At 48.2% G+C, this 19,292-nt stretch carries 14 protein-coding genes; 6 read left to right on the top strand and 8 right to left on the bottom strand.

Features of this window, described 5'->3' with window-relative positions:
- Nucleotides 1–60: 60 nt before the first annotated feature.
- Nucleotides 61–951 carry a 3-hydroxyacyl-CoA dehydrogenase family protein gene (locus tag AC3WS5_RS05270; RefSeq protein WP_492466207.1) on the top strand — a complete coding sequence of 297 codons (891 nt, stop codon included), beginning with the start codon at nucleotides 61–63 and terminating at the stop codon, nucleotides 949–951.
- On the opposite strand, the gene AC3WS5_RS05265 is transcribed toward AC3WS5_RS05270, so the two are convergent.
- Nucleotides 925–1,371 (bottom strand): type I restriction enzyme HsdR N-terminal domain-containing protein, encoded by a 447-nt coding sequence (locus tag AC3WS5_RS05265; RefSeq protein ID WP_492466206.1) that lies wholly within the window; start codon nucleotides 1,369–1,371, stop codon nucleotides 925–927. The genes AC3WS5_RS05270 and AC3WS5_RS05265 overlap by 27 nt on opposite strands.
- Before the next feature lie 220 nt (nucleotides 1,372–1,591).
- Between AC3WS5_RS05265 and AC3WS5_RS05260 the strand changes: the two genes are divergently transcribed.
- The 4 genes from AC3WS5_RS05260 to queA all read left to right on the top strand — a co-directional run bounded on the left by AC3WS5_RS05260 (nucleotide 1,592) and on the right by queA (nucleotide 5,789).
- A complete protein-coding gene (locus tag AC3WS5_RS05260) occupies nucleotides 1,592–2,362 on the top strand; it encodes an AMP nucleosidase (protein WP_492466205.1) in 771 nt (256 codons plus the stop codon).
- Between the two features lie 32 nt (nucleotides 2,363–2,394).
- Nucleotides 2,395–2,784 (top strand): hypothetical protein, encoded by a 390-nt coding sequence (locus AC3WS5_RS05255; RefSeq protein WP_492466204.1) that lies wholly within the window; start codon nucleotides 2,395–2,397, stop codon nucleotides 2,782–2,784.
- Complete coding sequence (locus AC3WS5_RS05250) at nucleotides 2,784–4,484, top strand: ABC transporter ATP-binding protein (protein ID WP_492466203.1); 1,701 nt, start codon at nucleotides 2,784–2,786, stop codon at nucleotides 4,482–4,484. The genes AC3WS5_RS05255 and AC3WS5_RS05250 overlap by 1 nt, the downstream gene beginning before the upstream one ends.
- Nucleotides 4,485–4,739: 255 nt before the next feature.
- Nucleotides 4,740–5,789, top strand: a complete 1,050-nt coding sequence (gene queA, locus AC3WS5_RS05245) for a tRNA preQ1(34) S-adenosylmethionine ribosyltransferase-isomerase QueA (RefSeq protein ID WP_492466202.1) — start codon at nucleotides 4,740–4,742, stop codon at nucleotides 5,787–5,789.
- A gap of 85 nt (nucleotides 5,790–5,874) precedes the next feature.
- Here queA and AC3WS5_RS05240 read toward each other — a convergent pair whose 3' ends face one another.
- From AC3WS5_RS05240 to ilvA, 3 genes are all read right to left on the bottom strand, one after another.
- Nucleotides 5,875–7,380: a glutamate synthase subunit beta gene (locus AC3WS5_RS05240; RefSeq protein ID WP_492466201.1), complete on the bottom strand. Its 1,506-nt coding sequence runs from the start codon at nucleotides 7,378–7,380 to the stop codon at nucleotides 5,875–5,877.
- A gap of 123 nt (nucleotides 7,381–7,503) precedes the next feature.
- On the bottom strand, nucleotides 7,504–12,018 hold the full coding sequence (gltB, locus tag AC3WS5_RS05235) for a glutamate synthase large subunit (protein WP_492466200.1): 4,515 nt from the start codon (nucleotides 12,016–12,018) through the stop codon (nucleotides 7,504–7,506).
- A 271-nt stretch (nucleotides 12,019–12,289) separates the two neighbouring features.
- Nucleotides 12,290–13,549, bottom strand: a complete 1,260-nt coding sequence (gene ilvA, locus AC3WS5_RS05230; RefSeq protein ID WP_492466199.1) for a threonine ammonia-lyase IlvA — start codon at nucleotides 13,547–13,549, stop codon at nucleotides 12,290–12,292.
- A gap of 97 nt (nucleotides 13,550–13,646) precedes the next feature.
- On the opposite strand from ilvA, the gene AC3WS5_RS05225 reads away from it, so the two are divergent.
- Nucleotides 13,647–13,808, top strand: coding sequence for a hypothetical protein (locus tag AC3WS5_RS05225; RefSeq protein ID WP_492466198.1), 162 nt, complete (start codon nucleotides 13,647–13,649; stop codon nucleotides 13,806–13,808).
- 8 nt (nucleotides 13,809–13,816) lie between these two features.
- On the opposite strand, the gene ilvC is transcribed toward AC3WS5_RS05225, so the two are convergent.
- The 4 genes from ilvC to ilvD form a co-directional block, all read right to left on the bottom strand.
- Nucleotides 13,817–14,869 (bottom strand): ketol-acid reductoisomerase, encoded by a 1,053-nt coding sequence (ilvC, locus tag AC3WS5_RS05220; protein ID WP_492466197.1) that lies wholly within the window; start codon nucleotides 14,867–14,869, stop codon nucleotides 13,817–13,819.
- A 139-nt stretch (nucleotides 14,870–15,008) separates the two neighbouring features.
- Nucleotides 15,009–15,596, bottom strand: coding sequence for an acetolactate synthase small subunit (gene ilvN / locus AC3WS5_RS05215; RefSeq protein WP_492466196.1), 588 nt, complete (start codon nucleotides 15,594–15,596; stop codon nucleotides 15,009–15,011).
- 35 nt (nucleotides 15,597–15,631) lie between these two features.
- A complete protein-coding gene (ilvB, locus tag AC3WS5_RS05210; RefSeq protein ID WP_492466195.1) occupies nucleotides 15,632–17,401 on the bottom strand; it encodes a biosynthetic-type acetolactate synthase large subunit in 1,770 nt (589 codons plus the stop codon).
- 161 nt (nucleotides 17,402–17,562) lie between these two features.
- Complete coding sequence (gene ilvD, locus AC3WS5_RS05205; protein WP_492466194.1) at nucleotides 17,563–19,251, bottom strand: dihydroxy-acid dehydratase; 1,689 nt, start codon at nucleotides 19,249–19,251, stop codon at nucleotides 17,563–17,565.
- Nucleotides 19,252–19,292 lie beyond the last annotated feature (41 nt).

Here is a 19,292-nt window from a genome sequence, read left to right as displayed (position 1 = left end):
ATTATTCACTGCAAAGTTAATTACCAGTATAAATATACCCCGTTTTAATACATTTGTTCCATGATAAAAAACGTATCCGTGATTGGCGCCGGAACCATGGGGAATGGGATCGCGCATGTTTTTGCCCAGCAAGGCTTCATGGTATCGCTGATGGACCTCTCACCACAGCAGCTCGAAAAGGCGATGCAGGTCATCGACCGTAACATGGACCGCCAGGTGAGCAAAGGAATATTGTCACAAGACCAAAAATTGGCAGCAGCCGGAAACATTACTACCACCACCGACCTCGAAAGATCAGTCTCCGATGCGCACCTCGTGGTGGAAGCAGCCATTGAGGAGGAAACGCAAAAATTGAAAATATTTAAGCAATTGGATCAGGCTGCACCTCAGGATTGCATCCTGGCCACGAATACCTCTTCGATTTCCATAACGCTCATTGCCGCTGCAACCGCCAGGCCAAAACAGGTGATTGGGATGCATTTTATGAACCCCGTGCCGGTCATGAAGCTGGTAGAGGTCATTAACGGGTTTTCAACAGACCCTTACGTCACCGGAACGATCATGGAACTGGCTAAAAAACTCGGAAAGATCCCGGCGCTGGCTAATGATTACCCGGGATTCGTCGCTAACCGGATTTTAATGCCGATGATCAATGAGGGGGTCTGTGCGCTTCACGAAGGAGTCGCTGGCGTGGAAGCCATCGATACGATTATGAAAACCGGTATGGGTCATCCGATGGGTCCGCTTCAATTGGCCGATTTTATAGGGCTGGATGTCTGCTTATCTATTCTACAGGTTTTACAACGCGGATTTGGTAACCCCAGGTATGCGCCCAGCCCCCTGCTGGTCAATATGGTGAATTCCGGGAGATTGGGAGTGAAGAGCGGGGAAGGATTTTACGTTTACACGACCGGCATCAGGGAATTACAGGTGAGTGATAAATTCAGGTAGTTTACCAATTTCCAAAAATTTGTTGTCGACTTTTTCCCATCCGAATGTCGTATCACCATTGGTTACGACCAGGTATTTCGCTGGTAACGGAATATGATAACGTAATATCTGGTCGATAGTCTGTTCACTGATGGTTACCTCCCGGGCCTTGCATTCCACCAGCATCCAGGGATGATGTGTTCGATCGAATACGAGAATATCAAATCGCTTTTTAAGGCTGCCCAACATGACCACCTTTTCCTGTGCAATCAGGGGTTTAGGATAAAGCATCACCTGAATCAGGTACTGCAGAAAATTCTGCCTCACCCATTCCTCATCCCGCAAAAGCAGCCATTTTTTCCGGAGCGGGTCCAGGATATAAAGCTGTCCTTCGCGCTGCTGCACATTAAACAAAGGTTCAGGATACTGTATTTCAATCACCAGCTCAAAAATAATGGTTAATTTAGCAATAGTGAACGGCGATGCTGTGGAAGCCGGATTTTCCGCCGGCTGAAATCAGGTTTTGCAGCCGGGTGTATAGGTCTGTCTCCTAAAGACAATTGGGAAGTTGTTATTATCGTTGAATGACTAGTGAAATATTTAACTCGCGATCGATTTTTGCGGCACGCGGGCGGACAAATAAACGGATTGACTGAAAGATATGAAGACCAGAGAAGAAATAGTTAAGAACTGGCTGCCCCGTTATACGGGTGAGAGCCTGGACAATTTCGGGAAATATATCCTGCTGACGAATTTTGACCATTACGTGAGGTTATTTGCCCATTGGCATGATGTGCCTGTTGTTGGTGAAGATAAACCCATGCAATGCGCTACCGCGGGGAATATTTCGATTATCAATTTTGGCATGGGAAGTCCCACAGCCGCAACGATTATGGATTTGCTGGTGGCCATCTCACCCAAGGCCGTTTTGTTCCTGGGTAAATGCGGCGGATTAAAAAAAAGAAATAAGGTAGGGGATCTTATCCTGCCCATCGCGGCTATACGTGGAGAAGGTACGTCCAACGATTATTTCCCGCCTGAGGTTCCTGCACTCCCTGCTTTTGCTTTGCAGAAAGCAGTGAGCACAGCCATTCGTGAGGCACATACGGATTACTGGACCGGCACGGTATATACCACAAACCGGAGGGTTTGGGAGCATGACACGGCATTTAAATCTTACCTCCAGAAAATCCGGGCCTACGCGGTGGATATGGAGACAGCCACTATCTTCGCCGTGGGCTTCTACAATAAAATGCCAACGGGCGCCCTCCTGCTGGTAAGCGATCAGCCCATGATTCCCGAAGGAGTGAAAACAGCGGAGAGCGACAAGGTTGTGACTGAGAAATATGTAGAAAATCATTTACATATTGGCATCGAATCGCTGAAACAACTTATTGAAAACAAACAGACAGTCAGACATCTTGTATTCTAAATCTGACATCTTTGTTGTAAAATGGTTAGGTTATGAAAAAATGCATGTCGATCTTTCCCCTGCTATTGTTGGTCATCCTTTTTCTGGCCGGGTGCTCCCGGTCACAGGTACCTGTTGCAGAAGGAAATACGTATAAGGCTAGGTTCGAAATAAAAGCTATTTGTGCTAACTACACTTTTTCGGTGCTGGAAGGCGATATTGATCCCAACCTCGTAGAGGCGAGCTGGACAGATCCGGTTACCCGGAAAACCTATCGCAACGCTTTTGGTGTATCCAATTCATGCGACCTGCCCCGCGAACTGAAAGAAGGAGACACTTTTTATTTCAAACTCATTCAGCCCATCAGCCCGGATAATTGCGTTGTTTGCAAGGCCTATTATCCCACTCCTGGCAAAAAGCTATATATTCAAGTTATTCAATAATGCCACAGCCGGTCCTCTCAATTAGTAACCTCTCAGTGAATTTTCAGTCCGGGGATGGAATTCACCGCGCGGTGAAAAATGTTTCTTTTGAAGTGAACACGGGAGAAATTGTAGCGCTCGTAGGCGAATCGGGTTCGGGAAAATCAGTGACGGCACTCTCTATCCTCCGGTTACTACCCTCGCCGCCCGCTCAAATGGAATCGGGCCAGATCATTTTTTCAGACCCGGGAAAGGCACCGGTAGACTTACTTACATTGGATCGGGACTCGCTGCGGACCATCAGGGGTCATAGCATTTCAATGGTCTTTCAGGAACCCATGACCTCGCTGAATCCGGTATATACTTGCGGCGAACAGGTTATGGAGGTGTTGCGGGCGCACAAGAAAATCTCAAAAGAAGAAGCCCTGAAAGAAACCATCTATTGGTTTGAGCGGGTGGACCTCCCGGATCCCGTAGGTGTCTGCAGCCGGTTTCCCCATCAATTAAGCGGCGGGCAAAAACAACGGGTTATGATCGCCATGGCCATGTGCTGCCGGCCTCGTATTCTGATCTGCGATGAGCCAACCACCGCACTGGATGTGACTGTTCAGAAAAATATTCTGCAACTAATAAAAACCCTGCAGCGTGAAACAGGGATGGGTGTTATCTTCATCACCCACGATCTTGGCGTGGTAGCAGAAATTGCGGATCGTGCCCTGGTCATGTTTCAGGGCGGTATAGTAGAATCAGGCGTAGTATCAGAGCTCTTTCGGTCGCCGGTACACCCATATACGCGCGCCTTGCTTGCTTGTCGCCCCGCAAATCACAGAAGAGGCGATAGATTGCCGGTAGTATCCGATTTCCTGAATGGTTCTGGTAAAAAGATGAAACTTTCGACCCCAACATCCGGACCTGAAACGGAAACCGCAGATACCGAACCATTGATTCGGGTGAAAAATCTTTCAGTAACCTTTCCCAATAAGAAAAATTGGCTGGGCAAGACCCTTACTTACACGAAAGCGGTGAACAAAGTCAGTTTTGACGTCTTTCGAAACGAGACGCTGGGTATAGTCGGCGAAAGCGGCTGCGGAAAGACTACCTTGGGGAGGGCCTTGCTAAAACTGATACCAGTAACCGAAGGGAAGATCTATTTCAGACAGACAGATCTGGATCTGTACACTTCCAACGAACTCCGGGCTCTCAGAAAGCAACTCCAGATCGTGTTCCAGGATCCCTACTCATCGCTGAACCCACGAAAAAAGATCGGGTACGCTATTGAAGAGCCGCTAAAAGTCCACCAACTAATAACGGGTGCCGGGGAGCGGAGGCAGCGGGTCATTGAACTGCTGGAGAAAGTGGGATTGGAAGCAGGGCATTACCACCGGTATCCGCACGAATTCAGTGGCGGACAAAGACAACGTATCGTTATCGCCAGGGCCCTCGCTTTGCAACCATCGTTTATCATCTGTGATGAGTCGGTCTCGGCGCTTGACGTGAGCGTGCAGGCCCAGGTACTGAACCTGCTGAATGACCTGAAAAAGGAGTTTGGCTTCACTATTGTGTTCATCAGCCATGACCTTTCTGTAGTCCGCTATTTCAGCGACCGGATCCTGGTGATGAATAAAGGGGAGATTGAAGAGTCCGGACCGGCAGACCAGATTTACGAGAAACCGGTTAGAGACTATACGAAAAAACTGATTGCCGCGATCCCCAAGACCTGAACCTGCCTGTGCGACGAACGATATATCAATCTGAATTTCAAAAACTTTTTCCCTCTAATCAAAATGATACCAGCATCATACAATAATTTAAATTTGGTTACTCCCCAAAATTGTAGTACTTTTGCACCCAAAATCGAAAACCGGTGCCGTAAGACCGGGGACCGACAGGCTGAAAGTGCTATACCCATAGATTTTCAATGCTACATCCCCGCTTCACTTGTTTTGATTGTAACTGACAATTAAATCTGTTTCTGAATGAAGCTCTCACAATTTCAATTTGATCTGCCGCTTAACCTAATAGCTCAAACACCTGCTAAAAAGCGTGAAGATTCCCGCATGATGGTGGTTCACCGTCATACCGGGCAAATGGAGAATAAACATTTCCGGGATATCCTCGAGTATTTCGATGACAAGGATGTGTTTGTAGTCAATAACACCAAAGTGTTCCCTGCCCGCATGTACGGCAGGAAAGAGAAGACCGGCGCCAAAATAGAAGTATTCCTGCTCCGGGAACTTAATAAACCCAATAAACTCTGGGACGTGATCGTTGACCCCGCCAGGAAAATACGGGTGGGCAATAAATTATATTTTGGTGAAAATGAAGAGCTGGTAGCCGAAGTTATCGACAACACAACCAGCCGCGGCAGGACAATCCGTTTTTTATGGGACGGTCCTGAAGAAGAATTCAGAACCAGGCTGGAAGCACTCGGCGAAACGCCTCTTCCAAAATATATTAAGCGCAAGCCCGACGAAGAAGACAAGGAGCGTTACCAGACGGTTTATGCGAAGTTCGAAGGAGCCGTAGCAGCTCCGACTGCTGGCCTTCATTTCAGCCGCGAACTGATAAAAAGACTGGAGATTAAGGGGATTCGCTTTGCAGAAATCACCCTCCATACCGGTCTCGGAACTTTCCGCCCGATAGAAGTGGAAGACCTGAGCAAACACAAGATGGACGCCGAATATTTCCGGATAGATGAAAATGCCTGCAAAATTGTAAACCGTGCCAAAGAGAATAATAACCGGATCTGTTCAATCGGAACAACCACCATGCGGGCCATGGAATCCTCTTTTACTGCCCAGCAGTATTTAAAACCTGCAGAGGGCTGGACGAACATTTTCATTCATCCACCGTACGAGTTTAATATTGCGGATTCGCTGGTGACCAATTTTCATTTACCCAAGACCAGCCTGATGATCATGACCTGTGCTTTTGCAGGTTACGAACTGGCGATGGAAGCCTATAAAAAAGCCATCAAAGATAAATACCGCTTCTTTAGCTATGGCGATGCACTCTTGATCATTTAAGATCTGCAGACAGAACAACCATTTCGAAACTCCGCCTTGAATATTGTAACTATCCGGAGAATTTTGCAAACCTCCGGTAATTAAATTATTTGAAGGACATCATGATGGATGCTTCTTTCTTTTCCAAAAGAGAACTTCCCATCAGGTATTCATCAACCTGCCTTGCGCATTCCCTCCCCTCACTGATCGCCCAAACAACCAGACTCTGCCCGCGGCGCATATCTCCGGCAGCAAATACTTTCTTGATGGCCGTCCGGTAATCAGTCTCGGACGCCAGTACATTTCCCCGACCATCGAATTCTATGCCTAATTGCTCTAGCATTCCTTCATGTTGGGGATGCAAAAATCCCATCGCTAACAATGCCAGCTCACAGGGAATTTCTTTTTCGCTGCCTGCCACTTCGGTGAACCTGGCTGGTTGCCCAGGCTTGGCGGGAGTCCACGCAAGATCCACGATCTTCAACGCTTTCAGGTTGCCATTTTCATCGCCTACAAATTCTTTGGTCGCAATGCTCCAATGACGTTTAGCCCCCTCTTCATGACTGGAAGTTGTTTTCAATAACATCGGATAGGTAGGCCAGGGCATCAAATCAGTTCTTTCTTTTGGTGGAATAGGCATCAATTCAAACTGGGTGACCGATGCCGCGCCATGACGGTTGCTGGTGCCTACGCAGTCGCTGCCGGTGTCACCACCTCCGATCACCACAACATTTTTACCGGTTGCCAGCAGCTCTTCGTCAAGTATATTACTTTCAATATCCTTATGAGCGAGAAAATCCAGGCCGGCTACCCGTTTATTATTCTGTTTTAAAAAGTCCATGGCGTAATGCACCCCATTCAGGTCACGCCCAGGAATCGGAAGGTTCCGTGGCGTTGTACTGCCCCCTGTTAAAACCACGGCATCAAATTGCCGGAGGATATCATGAATATTTACATTAACACCCACATTAGCGTGGCATTTAAAAATAATACCTTCGTCTTTCATCACGTCTATTCGTCTCTCAACCACCCATTTCTCCAGTTTGAAATCCGGGATGCCGTACCTCAGCAACCCACCGGGCTGTTCATCCCTTTCAAATACCGTTACCAGGTGACCCGCATAATTCAGTTGTACAGCGGCTGCCATGCCTGCCGGGCCGCTGCCTATAACGGCAACTTTCTTGCCGGTGCGTATATTGGGCGCTTTCCTTTCGACAAAACCTTTTTCAAAAGCTATTTCGATGATGTGTTTTTCAATCTCTTCGATTGTCACCGGTGGCTGATTGATCCCCAGCACACAGGCGCTCTCACAGGGAGCGGGACAAATGCGCCCCGTGAATTCGGGGAAATTGTTCGTTGACGTCAAAATTTTATAGGCCTCCAGATAATCCTTACGATATATGGCGTCATTAAACTCGGGTATGACATTTCCCAGCGGGCATCCGCTTTGACAAAAAGGCACGCCGCAATCCATACACCTTGCCGCCTGCTGGTTCAATTTTTGTTCCGGTAACAAGCCAACAAACTCGCGATAATCCTTTAATCTTTCCTCCACCGGCTTTCTTTCCGGTGTTTCCCTGTTAAATTCTAAAAAGCCTGTAGGTTTCCCCATCTTTAGATTTGAATTTTTGAGTATTTGTTTTTATTTTTTCTTCCAAAAAAACTACACGGCGCTTTTACCTGCCCTGTTCACCCCGTGTGATTTTCCGTTCACCTTCCCACGCAAAACCGTTTATCAAACGGCTGTCTGCGCCTCTTTCTTCGCCAGCAGGATCCGTTTGTAATCTCTGGGAAATACCTTGACAAAATTTTTGATCTGATTATCAAAGTCCTCCAGCAGGAAACGGGCAACGGTACTTTCCGTATATTCGAAATGCTTTGAAATCATTTCGTGAAGGAAACGTGTATCCGCCTCGTCCAAAGGATCCAATTCAACCATTTCCATATTGCAGTTATTTGCGAACTGCTGTTTCACATCATACACATAGGCTATCCCGCCACTCATTCCCGCAGCGAAGTTTCTGCCGGTATCGCCCAGTATCACGACTTTACCGCCCGTCATGTACTCACAACCGTGGTCCCCAACGCCTTCCACTAAAACGTTGGCGCCTGAGTTTCTGACGGCGAACCTTTCGCCAGCCTTGCCTCTGATAAAGGATTCCCCGCTGGTTGCCCCGTAAAACGCCACATTGCCAATGATGCTATTTTCTTCCGGAACAAATCCGGCGTTTTTAGCCGGGTAAGTGACCAGACGTGCACCACTTAGCCCCTTTCCAAAATAATCATTGGCATCGCCCTCCAGCTCTAGCGTGATACCCTTGTTACAGAATGCCCCGAAACTCTGACCGGCTGTACCATTCAGTTTGAGGTGGATCGTATCATCCGGCAGGCCCTCGCCACGGTAGATCTTTGTCAGTTCGTGCGACAGGACGGTGCCGGCGGTACGGTCTGTATTGAGTATATCAAAAGTTGCCTTTACTTTCTCGCCGCGTTCCAGTGCGGGCCTGGCTGCTTCCAGGAAGCGCCAGTCCAGGATATTTTGCATCAGGTGGTCCTGCTCTTCACTACAGTAGAGTCCAACCCCTGCCTCCTCCTTCTCCTGGTAAAGGATCGGTGAGAGATCGAGGTTTTTATATTTCCAGTGATCAATACCGTCTCTCATTTTAAGTTCACTGGTTTGCCCGATCATTTCATCTACTGTCCTGAATCCAAGTTCTGCCATCCATTCCCTCAGCTCCTGGGTAATGAACTTAAAGAAATTCACTACATGGTCCACCTGACCGGTAAATCTCTTTCTGAGTTCCGGATTCTGAGTGGCCACACCCACGGGACAGGTATTCAGGTGGCATTTACGCATCATGATGCACCCTTCCACGATCAGGGCCGCCGTGGCTATTCCCCATTCTTCGGCGCCCAGCAAAGCCGCGATCATAATATCCCTGCCCGAACGAAGTTGCCCGTCGGTTTGCAAAACCACGCGGCTTCTTAATTTATTCTTCACCAGGGTCTGATGAGCTTCAGCCAATCCCATTTCCCAGGGCAGACCTGCATGTCGGATCGAGCTCACCGGTGATGCGCCTGTTCCTCCGTCATAGCCGGAGATCAGCACTACATCAGCCTTTGCTTTGGTTACGCCGGCAGCTATCGTTCCAACACCTGCCTTGCTCACCAGTTTCACATTGATCCTCGCGTGCCGGTTGGCATTCTTAAGGTCAAAAATCAATTGTGCAAGGTCTTCAATGGAGTAGATATCGTGATGGGGAGGCGGTGAGATCAAACCCACGCCAGGCGTGGAATGCCGCGTCCTACCGATCCAATCATCTACTTTGTGACCAGGTAGCTGACCGCCTTCGCCGGGCTTGGCACCCTGGGCCATTTTGATCTGCAACTCATCGGCTTCGGTCAGATACAAGCTCGTAACACCGAATCTTCCGCTGGCAACCTGTTTGATGGCGCTTCGCATACTATCCCCATTCTCCAGCGGCTGATAACGACGGTCGTCCTCACCGCCCTCGCCCGTATTGCTTTTGCCGCCGATCCGGTTCATGGCGATTGCCAGCGTGGTATGTGCTTCCCAACTGATGGAACCAAAACTCATAGCTCCGGTTGCAAACCTTTTGTATATTTTCTCTGCCGGTTCCACTTCCTCAATTGGAATGGAAGGCCGGGTGCGTTTAAAATCGAAAAGACTTCTCAGGGTAATTGCTTTCTCTCCCTGTTCGTCGATCAGACGGCTGTATTTCTTAAACATGCCGTAATCGTTCATTTTGGTCGAATGCTGCAACAGGTGGATGGTCTGAGGGTTAAACATGTGCGCCTCACCTTTCCTTTTCCATTGATATACCCCACCGGCAGGTAACAAATCCACGGGTACGTCCTTCTTGCTGTAGGCAAACCTGTGTTTTGCAAGGCTCTCCTGTGCCAGCTCATCCAGGCCAATACCTTCGATCCTGGAGGTTGTGCCGGTAAAATAACGATCCACGACAGCCCGGTTGATCCCGATGATCTCAAAAATTTGTGCACCCTGATAAGACTGGAGTGTGGAAATTCCCATTTTTGAAAAAACTTTCAGCAGCCCATCGCTGATGGCTTTGATATAGTTTTTCTCCAGCTTCTCCGCAGTCAAATCAGTATTGATCTTACCGCTTTCTTTCATCGTCCGGATAGAAGAAAACGCCAGGTACGGGTTGATGGCTGTTGCGCCAAACCCAAGGAGACAGGCAAAATGGTGAACTTCCCAAACATCGCCGGCTTCTACGACCAACCCCACTTTCCCGCGCAGTCCTTTCCGGATCAGGTGATGGTGTACGGCTGCCACAGCCAGCAGGCTGGGGATAGCGGCATGATCACTGTCGATGGCCCTGTCCTGCAGTACAATCACTTCAAAACCGTCGTTGACGGCATCTTCCGAATATTTACAGATCCTTTCCACCCCTCTCTCCAGGGAACCCGGTTTGCCATCAGCCAAAAAATAGCATTGCAGGGTCTTCGCCTGGAATCTGCCGGTATCAATACTTCTTAATTTTTCCAGCTCGTAATTCGTGAGAACCGGTTGTTTGAGAGCCACCACGTGGCAGTCGAGCTCTTCCTCTATCAGCAGACTTCCGTTATTGCCCACAAAAGTTGCCAGCGACATCACCATCCGTTCTCTGATGGGGTCGATTGGCGGGTTGGTAACCTGCGCAAACAATTGTTTGAAGTATGAACTCAAATGCTGGGGCTGATCACTCAATACCGCAAGCGGTACGTCTGTACCCATCGCTCCTATCGGCTCCTTCGCATCGATGGCCATCTTTATCAGCAAGTCCTCAAGGTCTTCAGACGTGTATCCAAATGCTTTCTGATATTTAAACACCTGATCTGTACTCAGATTCGTAAACATGACACGGGGCTCGGGCAACTCACTTAACCTGATCTTATGCTTATTCAGCCAGTCGCTATAGGGTCTTTGCCGGCAAATCTGTTGTTTCAGCTCTTCATCGCTGATAATGCGACCCTGCTCCATATCCACGACAAACATCCGACCCGGCTGTAATCTCCCCTTTTCCAGGATCATGCTCTGATCCACGGGAAGCGTGCCCGTCTCTGAGGACATGATCACACGATCATCCCTTGTTACACAATAACGCGAAGGTCTTAAACCATTCCGGTCGAGCGTTGCTCCGATTATTTTTCCGTCGGTAAATGAAATAGAAGCCGGTCCGTCCCAAGGCTCCATCAGCGAGGCGTGAAACTCGTAAAAAGCTTTTTTAGCCGGATCCATGTCCTCATTGCCATCCCAGGCTTCAGGGATCAGCATCATCATCACATGCGGCAGGGATCTGCCTGCCAGAGACAGGAGTTCTATCATGTTGTCCAGACATGCGGAGTCACTTTTTACGTTACTCACGATGGGAACAAGCATATCCATTTCCTCCCTGGTAAACAAAGGCGATTCAAAACTTGACTCACCCGAGCGCAACCAGTTTAGATTTCCCTGTAGTGTATTAATTTCCCCGTTGTGGGCAATAAAACGGAAAGGCTGGGCCAGTTTCCACGAAGGGAAGGTATTGGTGGCAAACCTGGAATGAATAAGTCCGAATGCACTTACCACCCTCTTGTCTGACAAATCTGTATAATACTCACGCACCTGCATGCTCGTGAGCTGGCCTTTGTAAATGATGGTACGGCAGGATAGTGAAGCTACATAAAATCCGATGGGATCTTTCTTTACAGCCGCACTGGTAATATGCGTAACGTATTTACGGAGGACAAATAATTTTCTTTCAAACTCGTCAGCGTCTGTAATATTTGCCGGTCGTTCAATGAACACCTGTTCAATGTCGGGCTCCACACTAAGGGCAGAAGGTCCGATGCCCTGGCTCCTGGAAGGAACATTCCTCCAGCCAAGTACTTTCATACCCATTTTATCAGCGGCGCGGCTTAAAATATCGCGGCATTCTTCCCTTAATCTGATCTCTTTGGGAAAAAATATCATGCCCACGGCATATTGCTCGGCGTCGGGCAGCGTGATCTCCAGCTGAAGACATTCATCGTAAAAAAACTCATGCGGAATCTGAATCATGATACCGGCGCCATCACCTGTGGTAGGTTCACATCCACAGGCTCCCCGGTGTTCCATGTTTTCGAGAATTGTAAGGGCATCAGAAATCGTTTGATGGTTTTTATTACCCTTGATATTCGCTACAAATCCAATACCACAGGCATCCCGCTCAAATGAAGGGTCGTATAGTCCTTGTTTTTCTGTCATAAGTACGCTACTATAATTTAATTAATTTTAAGGTTTTCACAATGGGGTGGGCAGTCGAAGCAGTGTAAGGTAATAAAAAATTACCCTCTTTTACAAATATATAACAAATTCCTAAAAAAAATACACATTCTGCAAACTTGCTCCAAGCTTTTTAGAGGTTTTTTAATATAAATAATTGAAATTCAATAATTCCATAATACCTCCGGAAGTTGGGGTCCCCCATTTATTACAAACTAGTGACACCGGATCTGGCCGGAGGCTATCACCCTGGCTAAACGAGATATCCGAATAGCGTATCATTTTTGTTCAATGCCGTGTAATTGATTCCCCGCTCTTCCATCCGCCGGATCAATGAGGGGTAGTCTTCCCGGTTCTTCAGTTCAATACCCACAAGCGCCGGGCCATATTCCTTCATCGTTTTTTTGATGTACTCAAACCTGGTGATATCGTCATCAGGGCCAAGTACCTGGTTAACAAATTCTTTGAGGGCGCCGGGCCGCTGTGGAAAACTGATCAGGAAGTAATGGCGGAAGCCTTCATACTGGAGACTTCTTTCTTTAATTTCTTGCATCCGGTCGATGTCGTTATTGCTACCGCTGACGATGCAAACCACGTTCTTTCCCCGAATCCTGTCTCCTAAGAAATACAGCGCGGCAGTAGAAAGCGCGCCGGCAGGCTCCACCACTATAGCCTCCTTATTGTACATTTTTAAAATAGAACTGCAAATCTTGCCTTCGGGAACCAGCACGACTTCACTCAAAACCTCCCTGCAAATCCGGTAGGTAATCTCTCCTACTCTTTTTACTGCCGCCCCATCCACAAAACGGTCCATGGTCCTGAGTTCCACCGGGTGCCCCGCTTCAAAGGCTTCTTTCATGGACGGCGCTCCTTCGGGTTCCACACCGATGATCTGCGTCTTTGGGCTGACCGATTTAATAAATGTGCCCACTCCGGCCGCCAGTCCGCCACCACCAATGGGTACAATGAGGTAATCAATATCTTTCAGATCTTCCCAGATTTCAAATCCTACGGTTCCCTGGCCTTCTATGATTTTCAGGTCATCAAATGGATGCACAAATGACATGCCGCGTTCCTGTGCGTATTGAATAGCAGCTTGTGCGCAGTCGTCATAGGTATCCCCGGTTAGTACAACATCAATATTTTGTCCGCCGAACATCCGGGTTTGGACGATCTTCTGCCGGGGTGTGCTGGTAGGCATAAAAATCACACCGCGGATATTCAGGGCACGGCAACTATATGCAACGCCCTGCGCATGGTTACCGGCGCTGGCGCAAACCACGCCGTTGCTCAAATTTTCGGCCGGCAGGGTACTGATGAGATTATATGCCCCCCGGATCTTGTAGGAACGTACAACCTGCAGGTCCTCTCTTTTCAGAAATACCTGACACTGATGTTTGCGCGACAAATTAGCGTTCAGTTGCAGGGGCGTCCGCTGAACAATATTAGCCAGTCGCTTTGCAGCACCGGATACGTCTATATCCTGATGTTTTAATGTTTCAATTTCAATCATAATTATTTGTCACACGGCAGAGCCAACCCCCGGGTGTCCCCGCCTGCTTTGGGAAGCTTTGGAAAATTACTTCCGGACTATTGGCAACCTTTCAAAAATGGCCAATCCTGAACTATTCACAGAGACCGTCTCTACTTCAACAGCCGACCACCTGAATCGTTCCGGCAAGATTGATTTATTTCCGCCGGAAGGAAAGAAGCATTGGTTTACCGAAATCAAAAATGCGAGACGAACCGCCTCGCATTTCTTCAGCGTTTGAATGAATGCTCAGACGTCCTGGTTCTCCGGCCGCAGGCTTCTCACGGTTTTGCCCGCCTGCCACATTTCGCTTTCCCGCAATTCAGCCAGTTCCTTTTCCAGTTTCTCCCGGTAATCCGGCTGAGAGTTGCTATCAATAGAGCGTTGGCTTTCTTTTCCGGATGCCACACTTTGATACAGTTCATTGAAGACAGGTTGAGTGGCGTCTTTAAATCGCTTCCACCAATCCAGCGCCCCCCGCTGCGCTGTGGTAGAACAGTTTGCGTACATCCAGTCCATACCGTTTTCGGCGACCAGCGGCATCAGCGATTGAGTAAGTTCTTCAACGGTTTCGTTGAAAGCTTCTGAGGGGCTGTGTCCGTTTGAACGCAGGGTTTCATACTGTGCTGCGAAAATTCCCTGGATGGCGCCCATCAACGTGCCGCGCTCGCCGGTCAGGTCGCTATACACTTCTTTTCTGAAATCGGTTTCAAACAGATACCCACTTCCTACGGCGATGCCCAGTGCGATCACGCGATCGAAGGCCTTGCCGGTTGCATCCTGGTAGATTGCATAGGAGCTGTTAAGCCCCCGGCCTTGCAAAAACATCCTGCGCAGCGATGTCCCGGACCCTTTAGGTGCAACCAGAACTACATCCACGTCTTTAGGTGGAATGATGCCGGTTTGCTCATTGAATGTAATTCCAAAGCCGTGAGAGAAATAGAGTGCCTTGCCCGGTGTCAGATATTTTTTAACGGTAGGCCAAAGTGCAATTTGTGCAGCATCGCTCAATAAATAACAAATGATCGTGCCGCGTTGGAGCGCTTCTTCAATTTCAAACAAGGTCTGGCCCGGTACCCAGCCGTCAGCAACAGCTTTTTCCCAGGTTTTTGAATTTTTACGCTGACCTACGATAACGTTAATTCCGTTATCTTTCTGGTTCAGCGCCTGACCCGGACCCTGTACGCCGTAGCCAATGACAGCCACTGTCTCATTCTTCAAAATTTCCTGTGCTTTACTTAAAGGAAATTCTTCCCTGGTTACAACGTTTTCTTCAACGCCGCCAAAATTTAATTTTGCCATTTTTGATTTTTGATTTTTTGCGTGCTGCACGATCGTCGCGCGATCCGCGGTTACGCATTGATTACAGTTGTTCTTATTACTATTTTTGGTAATTCTTTTTAAATGACTTCCCTGGTCACGCTGTTGGTCTCGGGACCCTTTACATAGAAAAAACCTGGTCCTGTTCAGAGAGAAATTCGTTTTCCACAACTTCCTCATGAGGTTGCCTTGACTCGAATTCCTTGATTTTTTTGTGGAAGCCTTCGCTGGCTTTAATGATAGCCACCCTGCCGCTGCGTACAAACTCGATCAGGCCATAACCTCCTAATACTTCGATCAGTTTATTGGTTTCCTCTCTGTGCCCGGTGGATTCAAATACGGTATAATCTTTTCTAATGGCCACCACACGTGCTCCATACTTTCTCAGAATCCGTTCCACACTCATTTTCTCGGTAACCTCGCGGGTGGGCACTTTGAACAGCGCCAGCTCCTGCCAGATGATCTCCTCCTCTACGTTGTAATAAGCCTTCAGCACTTCGACCTGTTTTTCTAACTGCCGGCAAAGTTTTTTCACGACATCTTCTGTTTCAGAGATAACGATATTAAACCGATGGATCCCCTCAATTTCCGAGGGAGATGTATTGAGACTTTCCACATTGATCTTTCTTCTAGTAAAGATAATGGCGATACGCGATAGTAAACCGATATGGTTCTCTGCGTATACTGTAAGGGTATATTCCTGCTTCATTTATTAATTTTTATTTTTTCAATGGTTAGAGATATTTACTTCAATCTGATTTCGCTGACGCTGCTACCTTGCGGTACCATAGGAAATACGTTGTTTTCTTTTCCAACCTTCACTTCCAGCAAATAAGAACCTTCATGATCCAGCATGGCCTTCAGCGCTTCCTTCAGGGTCTCGCGCCTGTCGATACTGTTCCCGGCAATTCCATAAGACTTAGCGAGCGCCACAAAATCCGGGCTGGTAATATTTACAAAGGAATATCTCCTGTCATTGAATAATTGTTGCCACTGCCGCACCATGCCCAGGAACTCGTTATTCAGGATGAGCATCTTAACCGGTACATCGAACTGCATGATGGTGCCCAGCTCCTGCAGGGTCATCTGGAATCCCCCGTCTCCCATAATGGCAATAACCTGCCTCTCTGGCGCACCAAAACAAGCACCCACTGCTGCGGGCAAGCCAAAGCCCATGGTACCCAGTCCGCCTGAAGTAATATTGCTTTTAGTATTGTTCAACTTCGCATAGCGACAGGCAACCATCTGATGTTGTCCCACATCCGTAACCACGATAGCTTCACCCCCGGTAAGTTCATTCATCGCTTCGATCACCTCCGCCATCGACATGACCTCCGTCTCGGGATGCATCTCCGGCTGAATACAAATCTTATCTTCTTCTTTGGCATACTCGCCAAATTTGGCCAGCCATTCTTTATGGTCCTTTTGTTCAATCAGCGCGGTGAGCAGGGGCAATGTTTCCCGGCAATCTCCCCAAACCGGTACGGTCGTTTTCACATTCTTATCGATCTCAGCCGGATCAATATCCAGGTGGATCACCTTGGCCTGTTTGGCATATTTGTCCAGGCGTCCGGTTACACGGTCATCAAAGCGCATACCCACAGCAATGAGCACATCGCATTCGTTGGTAAGTACATTTGGGCCATAATTTCCGTGCATGCCCAGCATACCCACGTTCAGCGGGTGGTCGGAAGGAATAGCGCTCAGGCCGAGCAGCGTCCACGCAGCAGGAAGTCCTCCTTTTTCAATGAAGGCTTTAAACTCTTTTTCAGCTTTACCCAGTATAACGCCCTGCCCGAAAACCACGAGCGGTTTTTTAGCTGAATTGATCAGCTCCGCAGCTTTCCTGATGTACTCTTTCCGCACAAAAGGCTTTGGCCGGTAACTGCGGATATGGTTGCATTTTTTATATCCACTGAATTCAAATTCCTGAATCTGTGCATTCTTGGTTATATCTATCAGCACTGGTCCTGGCCGGCCACTTTTGGCGATAAAGAAGGCTTTAGCCAGTGCTTCCGGAATTTCTTCAGCGTTGGTAACCTGGTAATTCCATTTGGTAACCGGCGCTGTGATGTTAATTACATCTGTTTCCTGAAATGCATCTGTGCCCAGCAGATGTGCGAAAACCTGCCCCGTGATACACACCAATGGGGTGGAGTCGATCATGGCATCAGCCAGACCGGTAACCAGGTTGGTGGCGCCCGGACCGCTCGTCGCGAAAACCACACCGGTCTTCCCACTGGCCCTGGCAAATCCCTGGGCCGCGTGAATAGCGCCCTGCTCATGCCTTACCAGAATATGTTTCACCTTATCCATGTAGTCATACAATGCATCATAAATCGGCATGATGGCTCCTCCCGGATATCCGAATATCGTAGTTACTTTCTCGGCGAGCAAGGCTTCAATCACAGCCTCACTACCCTTTAGCGATTTTAGTTCTTTTTCCTGGGTTTGCGTTGAACCGGTTGCCTCTTCCCTGGCGTCGGTTTGTTTTTTTATAGTCGTTGTTTCCATTTTTAATTATTTGAATTATACATTGAATTTGTTTATTGATCTTTCCTGAAGCCTCCAAGGCGCATACCTCCTTCAACTTCCATCGTCGTCACCGCAGGTGCACACAACGGCGGTAAAGATTTAAGAGGCAGGCTGAGTCACCGTTTTCTTAGCACGGTTCCTCAGTTGCCTGAGGCGTCGGTGACACATCCGTGGGAAGCATCCTGAACCAGCAGAGAATATTTATACAATACCCCGCTCTTAGCTTTTGGCTCCGGTTTTTTCCACTGTTTCCTCCGTTCATTAATTACCTCTTCAGGTACTTTTAACGTAATAGTATTTTTTGTCGCATCAATTTCAATGATATCATTATCCTCAACCAGTCCGATTAGCCCCCCCTCCACAGCTTCAGGTGTAATATGTCCTACCACAAAACCATGGGTCCCGCCGCTAAAACGGCCATCTGTGATCAACGCGACTGTTTTTCCCAATCCGGCGCCGATGATGGCTCCCGTTGGCTTAAGCATTTCAGGCATTCCCGGCGCGCCTTTCGGCCCGATATTCCGGATAACCACAACATCTCCGGCGTGTACCCTGCCTTCTGAGATACCCTTGATTACCGAATGCTCACCATCAAATACGCGGGCTGTACCTTCAAATTTCTCACCTTCTTTGCCACTGATCTTCGCCACACTTCCCCCGGTAGCCAGGTTACCATAAAGAATCTGCAGATGTCCGGTCGCTTTCAGGGGTTTGTTGAGCGGCTGAATGATGTCCTGCTTTTCGAAATCCAGTGCGGGAGCGCTTTGTAAATTTTCCGCCACCGTTTTTCCAGTCACCGTAAGGCAATGCCCGTGCAACATATTATTTTCAAGTAAATATTTCATAACCGCGGGAACACCTCCGTGCTGGTGCAGGTCTGCCATCAGATGCTTACCGCTGGGTTTAAAATCTGCCAGCACCGGAGTTTTATCACTGATTCGCTGGAAGTCATCAATGGTGATATCCACGCCCATCGCTTTAGCCATAGCTATCAGGTGTAAAACGGCATTGGTGCTGCCTCCCAGGACGATCACCACCGTGATCGCGTTTTCAAACGCTTCGCGTGTCATGATATCCCCGGGCTTGATATCTTTTTCCAAAAGATTTTTCATGGCTTCCCCAACCGCTTCACATTCTTTTTGTTTGTCCGCGCTGAGTGCGGGGTTCGACGATGAATTCGGCAGGCTCATCCCCATGGCCTCAATTGCGCTCGCCATGGTGTTAGCCGTGTACATACCTCCGCAGGCACCGGCACCAGGGCAGGCATTCCTTACAATCCCCCTGAAATCGCCTTCACTCAGGTCGCCCGCAATCTTTTGCCCAAGTGCTTCAAACGCAGATACTATATTGAGTTCTTCCCCGTGATAATGTCCCGGCGCGATTGTTCCGCCATACAACATGATGGATGGTCTGTTCAGCCTGGCCATCGCGATCAGGGAACCAGGCATATTTTTATCACACCCGGGAATACATATAAGTCCGTCATAATATTGTGCGCCCGCATTCGTTTCGATACTGTCCGCAATAACCTCCCGACTTACCAGGCTGTACCGCATGCCATCGGTACCCATACTGATGCCATCACTAACCCCGATGGTATAAAAACGCAAACCTACCAATCCGCTGTCATTCACGCTTTTCCTGACCTCAGTAGCCAGATCATTCAGGTGCATATTGCAGGGATTACCATCCCATCCCATACTGGCGATACCTACCTGAGGTTTTTTGAAGTCCTCATCTTTAAACCCGATCGCATAATACATAGCCTGTGCCGCCGGCTGGGTTTCATCCTGTGTTAGCGTTTTACTGTATTTATTTGTTTCAGACATATTTTGAATTTTTTCATTTGGTCCGGGATATATTCTTTCAC

Source organism: Niabella sp. CPT15-335-S11, assembly GCF_058792415.1.
Note: the sequence above shows the minus strand (reverse complement) of the source record. Positions and strands in the feature narration are given on the sequence as shown.